This is a genomic window from Ensifer adhaerens (assembly GCF_020035535.1).
GTDB lineage: Bacteria > Pseudomonadota > Alphaproteobacteria > Rhizobiales > Rhizobiaceae > Ensifer.
The window spans coordinates 2,940,006-2,959,636 of record NZ_CP083350.1 but is presented as its reverse complement, the minus strand read 5'-3'; the positions used below and the strand labels follow the sequence as shown (position 1 = coordinate 2,959,636).

Sequence of the window (19,631 nt, the reverse complement as noted above, 5' to 3'; positions counted from 1 at the left end):
ATATAGCCAATTTGGCAAACATAGAAGACGCGCTCCGAGTGCAGGTTCGGAATGATCCACATGCGTGTTAGCGCCCTCTGCCTCTTCCGGATGAAGACGCCGCTGCGCAGACCCCAGTCCCCCGCTTCAAACGCTGCACCGGCAAGCGGCTCTGCACAACCGGCGGAAATATGCCTACGCTATTCTTGGAAGACCTTACCCAAATTGAGTAGTTCGACATCCGTTTGATTCGTTGCCTTCGGCGGCAGCCGCTGTCACGTTGATCGCTCGTGAATGGCCACCGGATGGGCGGTATCCCGTGATGCTCGCCGGATTCATTGCCGGTCACTCACGGCATTGCTTGCAGAGACATTCTCAGCCTGTCGTGAACTACGGGACGGAGGAGGAGCCGCCCCGTTTTCACGCATGGCGACACGCATTGAAGGCCCACGACCGTGGACGAGGCCACCTCGCGTTGCAGCGCCGTGCGCACTACTTTCCTGTAGCTTGGGGAATGTAAACGACGGCGCGTTCCCCACCGTCCGAAAAGGCGCCACCGACAGCGAGATAGGCGGTTATGGCCAGAGCTGAAAGAAGCATGATTCCGACCGGCAGTCCGGTTGATGCCCTTTGTTCCGGCCAACGCTCCCTGTCGTACATCTTTGGATCCTTTCGTGGCGCTAAAGCTTCGGGCGGAGCCGCCCGGCGGAATAGGAACGCCGAAAGGCGGGGAGGGTTCCCGACCCTCTTGCAATTGCACGGGTGAGCCCCCTCCAGATGCGATGTGCTGGCTGACCCGAAGATCACTTCGCGCCGCGTTTCTGCGCGCGAGCCCCCCTTTTCATACGGTGACATCCGGCATCGAATCGCATTTCTTCGCCGCTGGCGCTTGGAGGCCCGTCGATGCCTGCAGGACGGGCCAGCAAATGACTGTCGGCGAGTCGGACATCCCGTTTTGGAGCATTTTTCTCGGAATGCTCCGTACTGCATAAAGTTGTAGGTACCCTGGAAATGGAATATCCATAAACTCGCGCTAGACCGATCGTCATTGGTGAATCGGGAGCGATGCATGCGTAGGGAAGTACAGTTCAACGGTCAGAGGGACTGGCGAATCGCGCGATATGTCATCGCTGGCATCGTTGGTTTTGTCGTACTCGCGCAGGTTTTGGTTTATCTCAGCCTGGTCGCTCTCGTCGATCGGCCCTATGCGGCCGCCATGGTTGGCGCCGCCCTGATCTCCCTGCTGATGGGCGTACCGCTGATCGTCCTCGCAGCGACACAGTTTCGACGTGCCCAGCGCCTGCGCAATCAGATAAACCATGTCGTTGCCCACGATGCGACAACCGGCTGCGTAACCGGCCGCGGGCTGGTACAGCAGGTCAACGGCCTCGAACGTCGCCGGCAGCGCGCAGGCGAAGAGCTACACGGTGCGCTCATCCATCTGAGAATCAACAACCTCGATGATGTCGGTGACGCTTTCGGACCGGCCTGGAGCGAAGAGCTGCTCCAGTTCGTCGCCTCCACGATCAGCACGTCGGTGCGCCGTGATGACATCGTTGCACGTACCGGCCCGGCGAGCTTCGATGTTCTCTTGATCGGGGCAAGCGAGTCGGACGCTGAGCAGGTTTCCATCCGCCTGACGAACGCATTGGCTTCCGCACACTTCTCTGCCGACGGCAGCAAGGTCGATCTGGCGCTCAGCGTTGGCGGTGCATTGTTTGACGGCAGCGTTGACCTCGAGCGGTTGCGCCGCGCAGCAGCATCCGAGACGGTCATGGTTGCCAGCGAAGGAACCCAGGGCGTCGATTTCGTCCGGCTGCCTTCCGCGTGAATCACCGGGCGTAGGGGTCGACTTGGGAGACGGTCGAGCTTAGCTCGCAGTGGCTGAAAAGACAGTGGCTAGTTCGCGCGGGCGTTGAGCTGACGGCAACGTTGCAGTAATCCGAGGTGCCTAACGGCCTTGATGCGCTGCGTGTGATTTATTTTATTTCAATGGGTTAACGGAATGTCTTGCGGCGGCTCGGATGTTCCATTTTTGCAACATAGCCGTGCGAAAGGCCCGAGCGCCGCAGGACCACCCCAAAATTGGTGGCCGCTTTATATTACCTCTGTATTATCTATCGGTAAATTTCGGCAGTTGTAACGTACGCTCGGATTAGCCAGCATGACGTACTGATTGCGAGGGGGATAATATTGAAAGTGGGGAAAACTTTTAAGGGTGGGCTTTTTTCCGTTCTGCTCGCGTCGACCGTATTTGCAGGTGGCGCCGCCGAAGCGATGACGCTTAGGGAAGCGCTTCAGGTCGCAATGGAATCGAACCCGGAGATCGGCCAGTCGATCGAGAACCGCGAGGCTGTCGAGTTCGAGCTACGTCAAGCGCGTGGTCTATACTTGCCGAGCGTAGATATGGAAGCTTCGACAGGTGTGCAGCATCTTGAAGATGAAAGCCGGCGGCTTGGCTCCATCGAAAACGATCCACTTTATCCTTCCGACGTCGGTCTGACGATTACGCAGAAGCTGTTCGACGGCGGTGGCAGACGCGCCGAGCTGGAGCGTCAGGCTGCTCGCGTTGACAGCGCCTCCTTCCGCGTCCTTGAGCGGTCCGAGACGATTGGCCTGCAGATCGTCCGTGAATACTTCGAGTACATTCTCCAGCAGCAGATCGTTGCTGAAGCGCGCAAGAACGTCGGCGTGCACCAGTCGATCCTGTCGGACATCAGCTCGCTGATTTCAGGTGGCGCCCTGACCGACGCCGATCGTCAGCAGGCGAGTGAGCGCCTGTTGTCGGCAAAGGCGCGTCTGCAGGAAGCAGAAGAAGCGCTTGAAACCGTCAAGATCAGCTTCAACCGCCTGGTCGGCCAGCCGCTGACGAAACCGTCGATGCCGAAGTCGGTTGCCGGCGTCCTGCCGAAGACGCTCGAGACGGCGATCGGTATTGCCCGCGGCAACAACCCGCGCATCAAGGCTGCCGATTCCGACATCAGCGTTGCCGACTCGCAGGTCAAGGCTGCGCGCTCGAACATGCTTCCGGAAGTCTTCGCGGAAGGGCGCGTGCGCACGGGCAACGATATCGGCGGCGAGACCGGCAACAGCTGGGATGCGCAGGCGCGAATCGTCGCCAAGTGGAACCTCTATCGTGGCGGTATCGATATTGCCAACGAGCAGGAGCAGATGCGCCGTGCAAGCGAACAGCGGCTGGTCTTCCACCAGGCCCATCGCGAGGTCGAGGAAGCCGTGCGCATTTCCTGGGAACGCCGCAACAGCCAGTACGAGATCTCTCGCACGCTGAACGCGCAGGCCCAGATGAACGTCCAGCTCGTCGAGTCCTATCGCGAACAGCTCAAGGTCGGACAGCGTTCGCTGCTTGACGTGCTCGGCGCGCAGAATTCGCGTTTCAACGTCAGCGTTCTCGCGAAAACCTCGCAGTACGCCGCCCTGTTCGCCGAGTATCGCCTGCTTGCAGCGACCGGGCAGCTCCTTTCGACGATGCAGATCAAGGCGCCGGCCCAGGCCGAAGCCTATGCCCGCAACGAGTTCAATGTTCCGGCTACGCCGCCCACGGAAACCTATCGCCGTGTCCCGTCGCGTCAGACGAACGACTTGCCGCTCGACTTGTTGGCGCCGATTCGGCAGAAATAATAGTCCTCGTCAGGATGGACACAATCTGTGGTAGTGCAAAGCATTGACAGGCATGTGCAGATAGGCCCGTCTCTGACCGGCTTTTCCGAGGCGTTCAAGGAGATCTGTATCTTCTTGAATCGTCCCTCGTCGGACAGCGTGCTGTATTCTGACGTGCCTTTCGACCCTCGGTCGCCGAGCGCCGAAGACGTCTCTCGTATCGCAGAGCGGGTCGGCCTGGAAACGGAAGCCGTTTCCGGACGCGCGATCGGCAATCGTGATTTCGTGTACCCGCTGCTGCTCGTCTTTCGCGACGGCAGCGCCATGGCACTTCTGGAAGAGGCGCCGGACGGCACTTTGAGCCTTTCGAACAGGGCCGCTGCACCTGGAGAAGCGGCGGTGAAACTGTCGGAGCTGCAGCTCGGCGGCCTTGCCTATGCTATCTCCTTCTCGGCAACCTATCTCAATACGGCGTCCGGCCGCGGCGTCGGTGAGGCGCGCAACATTGACCGCCGGCATTGGCTGACAGCCACGGTGAAGCCTTTCTGGCAAGCCTATGTGCAAGTAGCGATCGCGGCCTTTTTCATCAACGTGCTGGCACTGGCGGCGCCACTCTTCACGATGAATGTCTATGACCGGATTCTTCCGAACAAGGCGATTGCGACGCTCTGGGTCCTGGCGCTCGGCATCAGTACCGCCATCCTGTTCGACTTCCTGCTGAAGACGGTTCGTGCCGCGCTGATCGACTTTGCCGGACGGAAGGCCGACTTGAAGCTTTCCTACATGCTGTTCGAGAAAATCCTGCATGCGACGATGGCATCGCGGCCACCGTCTACGGGGGAATACGCCAACAGGGCGATGCAGTATGAATTCGTTCGCGAATTCTTCACATCGAATACGCTCAGCACCCTCATCGACAGCCTTTTCGTCTTCGTTTTCATCGCGGCCGTCTATGCGGTTGCGGGCTGGATCGCGCTCATCCCGGCGATCGCATTCCTTTTGAGCGTCATGATCGGCTATGTCGCGCAGTACAAGATCGGCAACCGGGTTGCCGCGGCATCGAACGAATCTGCCCAGCGTCAAGCGCTGCTTGTAGAGACGATCAGCGCGATCGAGACGGTAAAGACGCTGCATTCGGAAAAGCAGCTTCTGCGTCGCTGGAACGAATTGGCCAAGCACTCCTCCAACACGTCCGAGCAGATCAAGGAAATCTCTTCCTGGGCCTCGCACGCGACGCAGTTCGTGCAGCAATTGGTGACGGTCTGCATTGTCGTCGCCGGCGCCTACGAATTCACCGAAGGCAAGATCTCGTCTGGCGCAATCATCGCGGCCAGCATGCTGGCCGGCCGCGCCGTCGCGCCGCTCGGCCAGATCGCAATGACGCTTGCCCGGCTGCGTCAGGCAATCTTGGCGCTGCGCATTTTGAATGCGGTAATGGAGCAGCCTGAGGACCGGCCGGACACCATCGGCTTCGTCAACCGCGAAATCCGCAACGGCAGCATCACGTTCACCAACCTCGACTTTGCCTATCCGGGGACCGACTACAAAGTGGTCAACGGCATGAACGTGACGATAAGGGCCGGCGAACGCGTTGGCATCATCGGGCGCATCGGTTCGGGCAAGACCACGCTCGGCCGGCTTCTCGCAGGTCTCTATGCGCCCAGTGCCGGTCGTATCTTGCTCGACGGCGTCGATATCCGGCAGTTGCATCCCTCCGTCGTTCGCTCGGCGGTCTCCTTCGTGTCGCAGAATTCGGATCTGTTTTCCGGCACGATCAAGGAAAACCTGCTGATGGCGAACCCAACCGCCAGCGATGAAGAGGTGGTTGCGGCAGCACGGCTCGCCGGCGTGGACGATTTCGTGTCACATCATCCGCGCGGCTATGACATGCCGGTCGGTGAACGGGGCTCGCAACTCTCGGGTGGGCAACGCCAGGCGGTCGCCATTGCCCGACTGTTGTTGCGCAAGCCGAAGGTCGTCTTCCTCGATGAGCCTTCGGGGGCGATGGACCTTGCCAGTGAGCGCGAGCTGATCAACAAGCTCTCCAACGTCTTCAGCAGCGACGTGACGCTTCTGATCTCCACACATCGCCACAGCATGCTGAGCCTCGTCGATCGGTTGCTTGTCCTCGACCGGGGACGCCTCGTCGCCGATGGCCCAAAAGCTGCAGTCATCGAACAGCTGCAAAGACGCTCCGGTCCCACTGGGCCGGCGGAGGGGGCGGTATGACAGAGAAACCGCCGCTTGCCGCGCGCGCCGGACTGCTTGTCATCGGCTTGCTGATCAGCTGTTTTGTTGCCTGGGCTGCGATCGCCGAGGTCGACGAAATCGCCCGCGGCGAAGGCAAGGTCATTCCGGTCTCCAAGACGCAGATCATCCAGTCGAGTGAACCTGGCATCGTGCGGGAGATTGCAGTGCAACCCGGGCAGGTCGTCCGTCGCGGCGATCTGATCCTGCGGCTGGACGACACAGCGAGCGGCTCTTCGCTTGGCGAACTAGAAGCCAAGGCGCGGTCGCTGCGTGCACAGATCGCGCGGCTGGAACTCGAGGAAAGCGGAGCCTACGACGCCAAGTACAACTGCCCCGAGGATATCGCAAAGGCCGCGCCGGCGATCTGTGCGAACGAGGAGCAACTGCTTCAGGCGAAGGCCGGAAACTTCAACAATAAGCTGTCGGTCATGCAGGCCCGCGAGGGCCAGCGCCAGAAGGAACTGGCGGAAGCGCAAGCCAACATCACCCGGCTGACCGAAAGCCTGCAGGTCACCGAGCGCGAACAGGGGCTCATCGAGCCGATGGCCAAGCGCAAGCTCATCGCTCAGACGGAGCTGCTGCGGGTTGAGAAGGAATTGACCGACACGCGTGGGCAACTCGCGCTCTGGAAGGAATCGGTCGGCAAGCTGGAAGCCGCGCTCAAGGAGGCATCGCTTCAGGTAACTGAACTTTCCCTGCAGCTGAAGCAGGAAGCGCTGGCGGAAAAGACCGAGGCGCTTTCACAGCTTTCCGTAATCGAGGAAACGATCCGCGGGGCGAGCAGTCGCGTCGCAAACACCGATATTCGTTCGCCGGTCGATGGCATCATCAACACGTTGGATGTCAACACGGTCGGCGCCTATGTGACGCCCGGCGCGGTGATCGGCGGCGTCGTACCGACATCGGAAACGCTGCTGGTGGAGGCTCGGCTTTCACCGCGCGACGTCGCCTTCGTGCGCACGGGCCAGCCTGCGTTGATCAAGGTCTCTGCCTATGACTTCTCGATCTATGGCGGCCTCGGCGGGATCGTCGAAACCGTCAGCGCCGACAGCCTCGTCGACCAGAACAATGGTGAGACCTACTATCTCGTGCGCGTTAAGACCGACACGGCTGCACTGGTGAAAGACGGACGCGAATACGCGATCATGCCGGGCATGATCGCGTCGGTGGATATCATGACAGGCAAAAAGACGATCCTTGCCTACCTGATGAAGCCGATCAACAAGGCGCGTGAGGAAGCTCTGCGGGAGCGCTGATGGATGAACGAAACGCAGGCTCCACTGTCCGATGAGGACCTGAGCGCGCTGCGGTTCCGCGTCGTCACCGTCGACGGTCAGCGCCGCGGGATCAAGCTCGAGGAAATCTATTGGCAGTGCCTCGGCGAACTCGCTGCGCGCCAAGGACGAAGACTTGCAGACATCGTTGGCGCCTGTGAAAGGGACCTCGAAGGCGAGGGCAACCTCACGGCGCGCTTGCGCTATATCGCCACGCGCTACATGCACGATGAGCTTAAGCTCGCCAGGCAACGCAGCAACCTATCTGTCGTCGCCGGTCAGGTTCGCGCCAGTCCGACGCCTGCCTTTGCGCTCACTGGAAACAAGACCATCGTCGCCTTCAACCCCGCGTTCCTCGCCTACGTCCAGTCCCGGGTACTGCGATCGCAACAACCGCAGCCAGCACGTGGTCTGAGGCTGTCATTCGATGTTCAATTCGTCGACCTTGTCCGCCGCCTGAAGGCAGCTCCGGGTGAGCCGCAGCCCGCGGGCTTCACGATCGGCGTTCAGGGGCAGGTGACGCGCGGCAAGCTCAATGCTGCATTGGCTCCGCTCGCCGACCAGGACGTGATCATCGGCTTTATCCTGGCCTGAGCGTTCGGTGGGCAGCCTGTCGCGAGAACGGCTGAAGCGTTGATGGAGAGTGAAGCCGTCGACGTTTAGGGACGACCTTTAGCGGATGGCAATGCCTTCACCGGGCATGACGTCTGCAAGAGGTGCGGCAGACGCGACCTTGTCGTCGGTGGTCTTGATGCCATGGATCCACGAGCGATCGGCGCTCACCGAAAACAGCGGCTGATAGCTCGGAAGCGCACGATCGAGCTTCACCTCGTCACTTAGGTTGTCGAGGATGAAGTGTCCCTGGCTCGTCGTGATGGCGAGTACGGCGTGATAGAGGTTGCGCCGGACATCGCGAAGCACCACGATCGACATGGCCTCAGACGGCAACCCGGCGGCTTTCAGGGCAGCCATCTTCAGGATGGCATAGTCTTCGCAGTCACCCTTGCCGCGGGCCAGAATCTCATCCGGCGTTGCCCAGTAGTCCTTCGCACCGTAGTTTTCAGCGTCCGGTACGTAGCGCACAATTCGGTTCACAGTGCGGTTGATACCGCTGATCTTCTGGCGGAATGCGAGTTCCTTGGCTTTTTCGATCGCCTTGCCGAGAATGCCGCGGGCGGCGCAGCCGCTCTCCTGCGCACAGTGGTTGAAATCCGCTGCTACGACCGCTGGATAGACGGTCTTCCATTTGCGGGCCACAGGGATGGAAGAAACGCGGAAGGCGACCGAATGGAACACGGCGGTGGGCTCCGATGCAACGGGTGCCTGACTGCTGATGCCTGGGCGCGCAGCCACCGCCACCTTCTGGACCTGCTGGCTCTTCAACGCCTCGGAAGCTTCCTTCGACAAGGTATTGAGCGTCTCGGTGGCGATGGCAGCCAAAGGGCTGGCCATGCTCAGCATCTGCTGGAAGAGACCGGGGTGCAGCATACCGGACTGGCCCGCCTGAACGGATGACGTCGCAGACAGCGCCACCAGGCCGAACGCGAAAGCCGAAGTCTTCAGGTATTTTCCGCAGTGCTGCCAGCTTTTCTTGTTCATTGCCGTGTCTCTCGGTTTCGTGAGGACACTGTACGAACGAAAAGAAAAACGCTGGTAAAGCGGCATGTATTATTTAGTATGTCTCGCACCAATACGTTTTGCATAAAATTTTATTCAAATTCTATACTTATGTATTCTTTTGGATCAGGTCGTCGGCAGGGCTTGCAAGTACACCGGCGACATCGTCATTGCCGGCCTGTCGCGGCGGTTGCTGATCACGCCCGTTTGTTTCGCCGATCTCTCCTTGGCTACCTGCAACGATATGAACGCGCGCCCGAACTCCAACGGATGACTGAGGTGTTGGAGCGCGATTTCGGGGGCACCTTGCCGAGTCGCCATCGGCCCACACGACGCATGGTTAGGGACCGACGACCAGAAATACTAAAATTGTACTAAGCTCACCAATTTTGGGTATTGGCATAACATAGTATGCTGTTTTTCGCTTATCTGTCTGGGGCCGATTGCGATCCAAAAAGCTTGGTGTTTTCTTGCCCGCAAAGGTCGAGGGGTATTTCTATGGCAACCGAAGGCACCGCAATTTCCAACGAAGCCGCCGCTACGCAGGCAGAGGCAATCGAGTTCCGCAACGCGCCGGATGGCAAGGCTGACCGATTGGTGGCACAGGCAGCGACTGGAGCGGAGGGAGAACCTCAGCTCGTCGACCCGGCAACCGGAGCGCCGGTGAAAAGCGCCGAGACCGCACCTCAGACGCCACCAATGCCGGCGACGGTCACCGCGGACGCCTCTAACGTGGTGCATTTGCCCGCGGGCGCGTCGATCGAGAAGATCAAGGTCGTCGGTACCGATATCGTTTTGGAGCAGCCGGACGGCTCGACGATCACTATTCACAACGCCGCATTGAAGGTTCCGACCTTCGTCATTGGCGACGCCGAAATTCCGCGGGAAACCCTGGTTGCCGTGCTCGGCGAAAACGGCATCAACGTCGCAGCAGGTCCGGACGGCAGCATCAGCGTGGTGTCGAACCAGAGCAGCGGCGGCGGCTTCTCTGACGAGAATGGCGATATCGGTCAGGCCGGCCCGGTCATCGATCTGCTGCCGCCGACGTCGCTGGATTTTCCGACACTTGAGGCGACCGAGCTTCTACCTTTCACGCTCGATCCGAATGACAATCCGTCGATCACCCCTGATGGTGGCAGCAGCGACCCGAGCGGCATCATTGTGAGCGATCGGCAGGTCGATGAAGCCGGTCTCGCGGGCGGATCGCGCGCCGGCGATGGCAGCGCCTCGGTCAACGGCTTCTTTACGATTTCTGACCCGGATGGCCTCGGCGATGTCTCCAGCCTGACGATCAATGGCCAGACTTTCGCAATCGGCGGCCTCGTCGGCCAGTCGGTCGCCGGCCTGTTCGGCGTGCTGACCATCACTGCCTATGATCCGGTCACCGGCGTGGCGCAATATACCTACGAGCTGACCAGCCCAGTTTCCGGGCCCGGTGTCGGCACGAACGTCGAACAGGACCGCGATGTTTTCAATCTGACCGTCACGGACAGTGATGGCGCAACCGGTGCGGCGACGCTGCGCATCGATGTCGTCGACGACGTGCCGGTGATCGGCATCACGGATCCGGAGACTTCGAATGTAGTCGAAGGTCAGTCGCTTGCCGGCAACTGGACGCTGACGGCGGGTGCCGACGGCGTCAGCACGGTGAACGTCACGGTCGGCAACACGACGCAGATCCTGACACTGACGGCGGGTCAGTCTGTAGTCTTCAAGCTTGCCGAAGGCACGCTGACGGTCAATTCCGACAAGACCTGGTCATTCGACGCGGCCAGCAACCTCAACAATCCGGCTGGCGTCAACGTCACCTTCTCGCTGTCGGCGACGGACGCCGATGGTGACACAACGAGCGACAGCCAGACGATCACGGTGACCGACGGCGCCGGCCCGACGGTAGATCCGGCATCCGCCTCGGCCTCGTTGACGCTCGACGACCAGAACCTTGCCGACGGCTCGACCCCGGGCTCGACGACGAGCGCCGGCACGATCGGCTTTAATGCGGGCTCGGACGCGATCGCCAAGATCGCCTTCGGCGACACCAGCGGCCTGACGGGTTCGCTGACCTGGGAACGCGTCTCCGACACGCAGATCGTCGGCCGTGCCGGTGGTGTTGCGATCGTGACCCTCGACCTGGTGCGCAGCGGCGACAGCGCGACGGTGACGGCGACGCTGAACGACAATTACGCCAGCCATCCCGGCATCGACGCCGACGACCTTGCGAGCCTCGGCGCGGTCAAGGTGATCGCTTCCGACACGGATGGCGACACGGCCCAGGGCACGGTCAACGTATCGGTCTCCGACGATATGCCGGTGATCGGCATCACGGATCCGGAGACTTCGAATGTAGTCGAAGGTCAGTCGCTTGCCGGCAACTGGACGCTGACGGCGGGTGCCGACGGCGTCAGCACGGTGAACGTCACGGTCGGCAACACGACGCAGATCCTGACACTGACGGCGGGTCAGTCTGTAGTCTTCAAGCTTGCCGAAGGCACGCTGACGGTCAATTCCGACAAGACCTGGTCATTCGACGCGGCCAGCAACCTCAACAATCCGGCTGGCGTCAACGTCACCTTCTCGCTGTCGGCGACGGACGCCGATGGTGACACAACGAGCGACAGCCAGACGATCACGGTGACCGACGGCGCCGGCCCGACGGTAGATCCGGCATCCGCCTCGGCCTCGTTGACGCTCGACGACCAGAACCTTGCCGACGGCTCGACCCCGGGCTCGACGACGAGCGCCGGCACGATCGGCTTTAATGCGGGCTCGGACGCGATCGCCAAGATCGCCTTCGGCGACACCAGCGGCCTGACGGGTTCGCTGACCTGGGAACGCGTCTCCGACACGCAGATCGTCGGCCGTGCCGGTGGTGTTGCGATCGTGACCCTCGACCTGGTGCGCAGCGGCGACAGCGCGACGGTAACGGCGACGCTGAACGACAATTACGCCAGCCATCCCGGCATCGACGCCGACGACCTTGCGAGCCTCGGCGCGGTCAAGGTGATCGCCTCCGACACGGACGGCGACACGGCCGAGGGCACGGTCAACGTCTCGGTCTCGGACGACGTTCCTTTGGCTTCGAACGAAGCCGGCGGGTCTGTTGCTGAAGGCACGACGATTGCCGGTTCGTTCGACTTTGCAGCTGGTGCGGATGGTGCAACGCTGACGCAGATCAATGGAGCTGCTGTCGGTGCGTTCGACGCGGTCAGCGGCTGGTCTGGATGGATCGACGTCGGTGCAGGCGAGATCCGGGTGAAGGCGGACGGCAGCTACGAGTTCAAGGCGGATGCTGCGACGGTCGGCGCATCTGTTCCGGTCACCGGCAACTACACGGTGACGGACGGCGACGGTGACACGTCGACGGCAAACTTCGGCTTCTCGGTGACGGATGCCAACAAGCCGACGGGCGGTGTGGCGTCTGCGAATGTCGACGATGACGGTCTTGCCGGCGCCAACCCGGCCCCGGATGCCGCTGCGGCGAGCTTCTCGGGCACGCTCGGCGGCAGCGTCGGTCTGGACGGCGCGGGTGCGAACGGCTTCTCGTTTGCCGGTCTGCATGGCACGAGCGGCACGGTCGGCCAGGAGACGGTCAACTACAGCTGGAGCGGCAACATCCTGACGGCGACGGGTCCGCGCGGCGTTCTGTTCACGGTGACCGTGACGAATGCGGCGACGGGTGCCTATACGGTCGAACTGAAGGACAATGTGCTGCATACGGCCGGTCCGAACGGCGAGGACACCGTCTCGGTCGGCCTCGGCTACACCGTGACGGACGCCGACAGCTCGGTTGCCAACGGCACGCTGACGGTCAACTTCAACGACGATGCGCCTTTGGCTTCGAACGAAGCCGGCGGGTCTGTTGCTGAAGGCACGACGATTGCCGGTTCGTTCGACTTTGCGGCTGGTGCGGATGGTGCAACGCTGACGCAGATCAATGGAGCTGCTGTCGGTGCGTTCGACGCGGTCAGCGGCTGGTCTGGATGGATCGACGTCGGTGCAGGCGAGATCCGGGTGAAGGCGGACGGCAGCTACGAGTTCAAGGCGGATGCTGCGACGGTCGGCGCATCTGTTCCGGTCACCGGCAACTACACGGTGACGGACGGCGACGGTGACACGTCGACGGCAAACTTCGGCTTCTCGGTGACGGATGCCAACAAGCCGACGGGCGGTGTGGCGTCTGCGAATGTCGACGATGACGGTCTTGCCGGCGCCAACCCGGCCCCGGATGCCGCTGCGGCGAGCTTCTCGGGCACGCTCGGCGGCAGCGTCGGTCTGGACGGCGCGGGTGCGAACGGCTTCTCGTTTGCCGGTCTGCATGGCACGAGCGGCACGGTCGGCCAGGAGACGGTCAACTACAGCTGGAGCGGCAACATCCTGACGGCGACGGGTCCGCGCGGCGTTCTGTTCACGGTGACCGTGACGAATGCGGCGACGGGTGCCTATACGGTCGAACTGAAGGACAATGTGCTGCATACGGCCGGTCCGAACGGCGAGGACACCGTCTCGGTCGGCCTCGGCTACACCGTGACGGACGCCGACAGCTCGGTTGCCAACGGCACGCTGACGGTCAACTTCAACGACGATGCGCCTTTGGCTTCGAACGAAGCCGGCGGGTCTGTTGCTGAAGGCACGACGATTGCCGGTTCGTTCGACTTTGCGGCTGGTGCGGATGGTGCAACGCTGACGCAGATCAATGGAGCTGCTGTCGGTGCGTTCGACGCGGTCAGCGGCTGGTCTGGATGGATCGACGTCGGTGCAGGCGAGATCCGGGTGAAGGCGGACGGCAGCTACGAGTTCAAGGCGGATGCTGCGACGGTCGGCGCATCTGTTCCGGTCACCGGCAACTACACGGTGACGGACGGCGACGGTGACACGTCGACGGCAAACTTCGGCTTCTCGGTGACGGATGCCAACAAGCCGACGGGCGGTGTGGCGTCTGCGAATGTCGACGATGACGGTCTTGCCGGCGCCAACCCGGCCCCGGATGCCGCTGCGGCGAGCTTCTCGGGCACGCTCGGCGGCAGCGTCGGTCTGGACGGCGCGGGTGCGAACGGCTTCTCGTTTGCCGGTCTGCATGGCACGAGCGGCACGGTCGGCCAGGAGACGGTCAACTACAGCTGGAGCGGCAACATCCTGACGGCGACGGGTCCGCGCGGCGTTCTGTTCACGGTGACCGTGACGAATGCGGCGACGGGTGCCTATACGGTCGAACTGAAGGACAATGTGCTGCATACGGCCGGTCCGAACGGCGAGGACACCGTCTCGGTCGGCCTCGGCTACACCGTGACGGACGCCGACAGCTCGGTTGCCAACGGCACGCTGACGGTCAACTTCAACGACGATGCGCCTTTGGCTTCGAACGAAGCCGGCGGGTCTGTTGCTGAAGGCACGACGATTGCCGGTTCGTTCGACTTTGCGGCTGGTGCGGATGGTGCAACGCTGACGCAGATCAATGGAGCTGCTGTCGGTGCGTTCGACGCGGTCAGCGGCTGGTCTGGATGGATCGACGTCGGTGCAGGCGAGATCCGGGTGAAGGCGGACGGCAGCTACGAGTTCAAGGCGGATGCTGCGACGGTCGGCGCATCTGTTCCGGTCACCGGCAACTACACGGTGACGGACGGCGACGGTGACACGTCGACGGCAAACTTCGGCTTCTCGGTGACGGATGCCAACAAGCCGACGGGCGGTGTGGCGTCTGCGAATGTCGACGATGACGGTCTTGCCGGCGCCAACCCGGCCCCGGATGCCGCTGCGGCGAGCTTCTCGGGCACGCTCGGCGGCAGCGTCGGTCTGGACGGCGCGGGTGCGAACGGCTTCTCGTTTGCCGGTCTGCATGGCACGAGCGGCACGGTCGGCCAGGAGACGGTCAACTACAGCTGGAGCGGCAACATCCTGACGGCGACGGGTCCGCGCGGCGTTCTGTTCACGGTGACCGTGACGAATGCGGCGACGGGTGCCTATACGGTCGAACTGAAGGACAATGTGCTGCATACGGCCGGTCCGAACGGCGAGGACACCGTCTCGGTCGGCCTCGGCTACACCGTGACGGACGCCGACAGCTCGGTTGCCAACGGCACGCTGACGGTCAACTTCAACGACGATGCGCCTTTGGCTTCGAACGAAGCCGGCGGGTCTGTTGCTGAAGGCACGACGATTGCCGGTTCGTTCGACTTTGCGGCTGGTGCGGATGGTGCAACGCTGACGCAGATCAATGGAGCTGCTGTCGGTGCGTTCGACGCGGTCAGCGGCTGGTCTGGATGGATCGACGTCGGTGCAGGCGAGATCCGGGTGAAGGCGGACGGCAGCTACGAGTTCAAGGCGGATGCTGCGACGGTCGGCGCATCTGTTCCGGTCACCGGCAACTACACGGTGACGGACGGCGACGGTGACACGTCGACGGCAAACTTCGGCTTCTCGGTGACGGATGCCAACAAGCCGACGGGCGGTGTGGCGTCTGCGAATGTCGACGATGACGGTCTTGCCGGCGCCAACCCGGCCCCGGATGCCGCTGCGGCGAGCTTCTCGGGCACGCTCGGCGGCAGCGTCGGTCTGGACGGCGCGGGTGCGAACGGCTTCTCGTTTGCCGGTCTGCATGGCACGAGCGGCACGGTCGGCCAGGAGACGGTCAACTACAGCTGGAGCGGCAACATCCTGACGGCGACGGGTCCGCGCGGCGTTCTGTTCACGGTGACCGTGACGAATGCGGCGACGGGTGCCTATACGGTCGAACTGAAGGACAATGTGCTGCATACGGCCGGTCCGAACGGCGAGGACACCGTCTCGGTCGGCCTCGGCTACACCGTGACGGACGCCGACAGCTCGGTTGCCAACGGCACGCTGACGGTCAACTTCAACGACGATGCGCCTTTGGCTTCGAACGAAGCCGGCGGGTCTGTTGCTGAAGGCACGACGATTGCCGGTTCGTTCGACTTTGCGGCTGGTGCGGATGGTGCAACGCTGACGCAGATCAATGGAGCTGCTGTCGGTGCGTTCGACGCGGTCAGCGGCTGGTCTGGATGGATCGACGTCGGTGCAGGCGAGATCCGGGTGAAGGCGGACGGCAGCTACGAGTTCAAGGCGGATGCTGCGACGGTCGGCGCATCTGTTCCGGTCACCGGCAACTACACGGTGACGGACGGCGACGGTGACACGTCGACGGCAAACTTCGGCTTCTCGGTGACGGATGCCAACAAGCCGACGGGCGGTGTGGCGTCTGCGAATGTCGACGATGACGGTCTTGCCGGCGCCAACCCGGCCCCGGATGCCGCTGCGGCGAGCTTCTCGGGCACGCTCGGCGGCAGCGTCGGTCTGGACGGCGCGGGTGCGAACGGCTTCTCGTTTGCCGGTCTGCATGGCACGAGCGGCACGGTCGGCCAGGAGACGGTCAACTACAGCTGGAGCGGCAACATCCTGACGGCGACGGGTCCGCGCGGCGTTCTGTTCACGGTGACCGTGACGAATGCGGCGACGGGTGCCTATACGGTCGAACTGAAGGACAATGTGCTGCATACGGCCGGTCCGAACGGCGAGGACACCGTCTCGGTCGGCCTCGGCTACACCGTGACGGACGCCGACAGCTCGGTTGCCAACGGCACGCTGACGGTCAACTTCAACGACGATGCGCCTTTGGCTTCGAACGAAGCCGGCGGGTCTGTTGCTGAAGGCACGACGATTGCCGGTTCGTTCGACTTTGCGGCTGGTGCGGATGGTGCAACGCTGACGCAGATCAATGGAGCTGCTGTCGGTGCGTTCGACGCGGTCAGCGGCTGGTCTGGATGGATCGACGTCGGTGCAGGCGAGATCCGGGTGAAGGCGGACGGCAGCTACGAGTTCAAGGCGGATGCTGCGACGGTCGGCGCATCTGTTCCGGTCACCGGCAACTACACGGTGACGGACGGCGACGGTGACACGTCGACGGCAAACTTCGGCTTCTCGGTGACGGATGCCAACAAGCCGACGGGCGGTGTGGCGTCTGCGAATGTCGACGATGACGGTCTTGCCGGCGCCAACCCGGCCCCGGATGCCGCTGCGGCGAGCTTCTCGGGCACGCTCGGCGGCAGCGTCGGTCTGGACGGCGCGGGTGCGAACGGCTTCTCGTTTGCCGGTCTGCATGGCACGAGCGGCACGGTCGGCCAGGAGACGGTCAACTACAGCTGGAGCGGCAACATCCTGACGGCGACGGGTCCGCGCGGCGTTCTGTTCACGGTGACCGTGACGAATGCGGCGACGGGTGCCTATACGGTCGAACTGAAGGACAATGTGCTGCATACGGCCGGTCCGAACGGCGAGGACACCGTCTCGGTCGGCCTCGGCTACACCGTGACGGACGCCGACAGCTCGGTTGCCAACGGCACGCTGACGGTCAACTTCAACGACGATGCGCCTTTGGCTTCGAACGAAGCCGGCGGGTCTGTTGCTGAAGGCACGACGATTGCCGGTTCGTTCGACTTTGCGGCTGGTGCGGATGGTGCAACGCTGACGCAGATCAATGGAGCTGCTGTCGGTGCGTTCGACGCGGTCAGCGGCTGGTCTGGATGGATCGACGTCGGTGCAGGCGAGATCCGGGTGAAGGCGGACGGCAGCTACGAGTTCAAGGCGGATGCTGCGACGGTCGGCGCATCTGTTCCGGTCACCGGCAACTACACGGTGACGGACGGCGACGGTGACACGTCGACGGCAAACTTCGGCTTCTCGGTGACGGATGCCAACAAGCCGACGGGCGGTGTGGCGTCTGCGAATGTCGACGATGACGGTCTTGCCGGCGCCAACCCGGCCCCGGATGCCGCTGCGGCGAGCTTCTCGGGCACGCTCGGCGGCAGCGTCGGTCTGGACGGCGCAGGCGCGAACGGCTTCTCGTTTGCCGGTCTGCATGGCACGAGCGGCACGGTCGGCCAGGAGACGGTCAACTACAGCTGGAGCGGCAACATCCTGACGGCGACGGGTCCGCGCGGTGTTCTGTTCACGGTGACCGTGACGAATGCGGCAACGGGTGCCTATACGGTCGAACTGAAGGACAATGTGCTGCATACGGCCGGTCCGAACGGCGAGGACACCGTCTCGGTCGGCCTCGGCTACACCGTGACGGACGCCGACAGCTCGGTTGCCAACGGCACGCTGACGGTCAACTTCAACGACGACGTTCCGAGCATTCAGTCCATCAGCAATGCCTATATGGCCAATGGAGTCGGCGCCCTCGAAGGTGTCATCAATGCGACGCCCGGCGCAGACGGCATCGCGATCTACAAGATCGACAGCGTCAACGGCCTGCCGTCGGGCTGGAGCGCATCTGGTACGGGAACCGGCCAGGTGTTGGTCAAGGATAACCTGGGTAACGACGTGTACCGTCTTACGACGAACGCCGACGGGACGTATCAGCTAGAGCAACTGAAAGAACGTCCAGGGACGCCGGTAACCATTGAGGCTGCCAATCAGTTTAAGAACAGCCCAAGTTATAGTTACGATTTTGGGTTCGCAAAATTCACAGTAATAAACAACAACAACGGTCAGCCTGTATTTAATGGAACCACCTCCCAGACCGGAGGAAATGAATTCGGCGTCGGAAATACCGCGTTTACCGTGGGAGAAAGCTTCAAAATACAATTTGACAATTTCGTTTCCACCATATCATTGCAACTTGGCAAAGTATCAAATCCGGGCGTTCTTCGATTTACTGTTAGAGATGGACTTGGATCCGAAAAGGAAATTGATGTACAAGTTGCATCTGGGCAGACAAGCGTAACAATACCCCAAAGCGCCGTTGGGTTCAAATTCAACTATGTGGAAGTATTGGGACTAAACCAAGCCGGTTCAGCAAACGATATCGACCTTGCATTCAAAACCGTAAGCTACACGGAGACAGTGGCCGCCACGGATCTGACGTTGACGTTCGGTATTGTGGGACGTGATCAGGATGGTGACCTGTCGAATTCTTCCACGCTCACATTCGTGTCCGATGGGCACACCACAACGGACAACACGATCACCGGAAGTGCACAGGACGACGTCATTTATGGCGGTGTCGGCAACGACACTCTCAACGGCGGTAACGGCAATGACGTCATCTATGCGAGTACCGGGAACGATAAGATCGACGGTGGCGCCGGCGTCGATCTGCTCGATCTGTCCGATGCAACGGGGCCGGTCACGTTTACGCTGGTCCAAAGCAGCTCCGACGCGTTCGTGAACCTCACGAGCGTCGGCCTGGGTAACGAGACCTACAAGAACATGGAAGGCGTTAAGGGCTCGGATTTCAACGACACCCTCAACGGCAGCAGCAGCAACGACGTTCTCATGGGCGGTGCGGGCAATGACACGCTCTACGGCAATGACGGCGACGATCTGCTTTTCGGCGGCATCGGCGACGATACGCTCTATGGGGGCAATGGTGCCGATACGCTCTATGGGGGGACTGGCGACGACACGCTCTACGGCGGTGTCGGCAACGATCTCCTCAATGGCGGCTCCGGCTCCGACCACATGACCGGTGGTGCCGGCGCTGACACCTTCGTGATCGACTCGGACTCCTTGCTCCCGGGCATCGATGACGTCATCACGGATTACAAGTACGCCGAAGGCGATAGCGTCGATCTGACGGCTCTCCTGGGCAACCTGCCGTCGGGAACTGCCTTGCAAGACAACTTCGTACGCGTTCAGGACGCAGGTGGCGGCAATGCCAACCTGCAGGTGGACACGGACGGCAGCGCCGGCGGCGGCACCTGGCATACGGTCGCCGTTCTGGAGAACTTCCAGGTCTCGTCCGATGTGGTGAAGGTCCTGTTCAACGAAAATGGGACGAAAACGCCACAAGATGTTCATTAGCATCTTATCGATCTCGACAGTTCAGCGGTTCTCGGTAATCATCCGGGAACCGCATTTTCCAGGGGGAATGTTTTC

General features: G+C 61.9%; 7 protein-coding genes. 6 read left to right on the top strand and 1 reads right to left on the bottom strand.

Annotation, left to right across the window (positions count from 1 at the left end; genetic code table 11):
* Window positions 1–1,048: 1,048 nt before the first annotated feature.
* From LAC81_RS33525 to LAC81_RS33505, 5 genes are all read left to right on the top strand, one after another.
* Window positions 1,049–1,810: a GGDEF domain-containing protein gene (locus LAC81_RS33525; protein WP_223728903.1), complete on the top strand. Its 762-nt coding sequence runs from the start codon at window positions 1,049–1,051 to the stop codon at window positions 1,808–1,810.
* Between the two features lie 359 nt (window positions 1,811–2,169).
* A complete protein-coding gene (locus LAC81_RS33520; protein WP_419195906.1) occupies window positions 2,170–3,618 on the top strand; it encodes a TolC family outer membrane protein in 1,449 nt (482 codons plus the stop codon).
* Window positions 3,619–3,651: 33 nt separating this feature from the next.
* Window positions 3,652–5,826 carry a type I secretion system permease/ATPase gene (locus LAC81_RS33515; protein ID WP_223737568.1) on the top strand — a complete coding sequence of 725 codons (2,175 nt, stop codon included), beginning with the start codon at window positions 3,652–3,654 and terminating at the stop codon, window positions 5,824–5,826.
* Window positions 5,823–7,103 carry an HlyD family type I secretion periplasmic adaptor subunit gene (locus LAC81_RS33510; protein ID WP_223728902.1) on the top strand — a complete coding sequence of 427 codons (1,281 nt, stop codon included), beginning with the start codon at window positions 5,823–5,825 and terminating at the stop codon, window positions 7,101–7,103. The genes LAC81_RS33515 and LAC81_RS33510 overlap by 4 nt, the downstream gene beginning before the upstream one ends.
* 3 nt (window positions 7,104–7,106) lie before the next feature.
* A complete protein-coding gene (locus LAC81_RS33505; protein WP_223728901.1) occupies window positions 7,107–7,715 on the top strand; it encodes a ribbon-helix-helix domain-containing protein in 609 nt (202 codons plus the stop codon).
* A gap of 78 nt (window positions 7,716–7,793) precedes the next feature.
* On the opposite strand, the gene LAC81_RS33500 is transcribed toward LAC81_RS33505, so the two are convergent.
* Window positions 7,794–8,720 carry a transglutaminase-like cysteine peptidase gene (locus tag LAC81_RS33500; protein WP_223728900.1) on the bottom strand — a complete coding sequence of 309 codons (927 nt, stop codon included), beginning with the start codon at window positions 8,718–8,720 and terminating at the stop codon, window positions 7,794–7,796.
* Window positions 8,721–9,236: 516 nt separating this feature from the next.
* Between LAC81_RS33500 and LAC81_RS33495 the strand changes: the two genes are divergently transcribed.
* Window positions 9,237–19,556, top strand: coding sequence for a type I secretion C-terminal target domain-containing protein (locus LAC81_RS33495; protein WP_223728899.1), 10,320 nt, complete (start codon window positions 9,237–9,239; stop codon window positions 19,554–19,556).
* The last annotated feature ends 75 nt before the right edge of the window (window positions 19,557–19,631 follow it).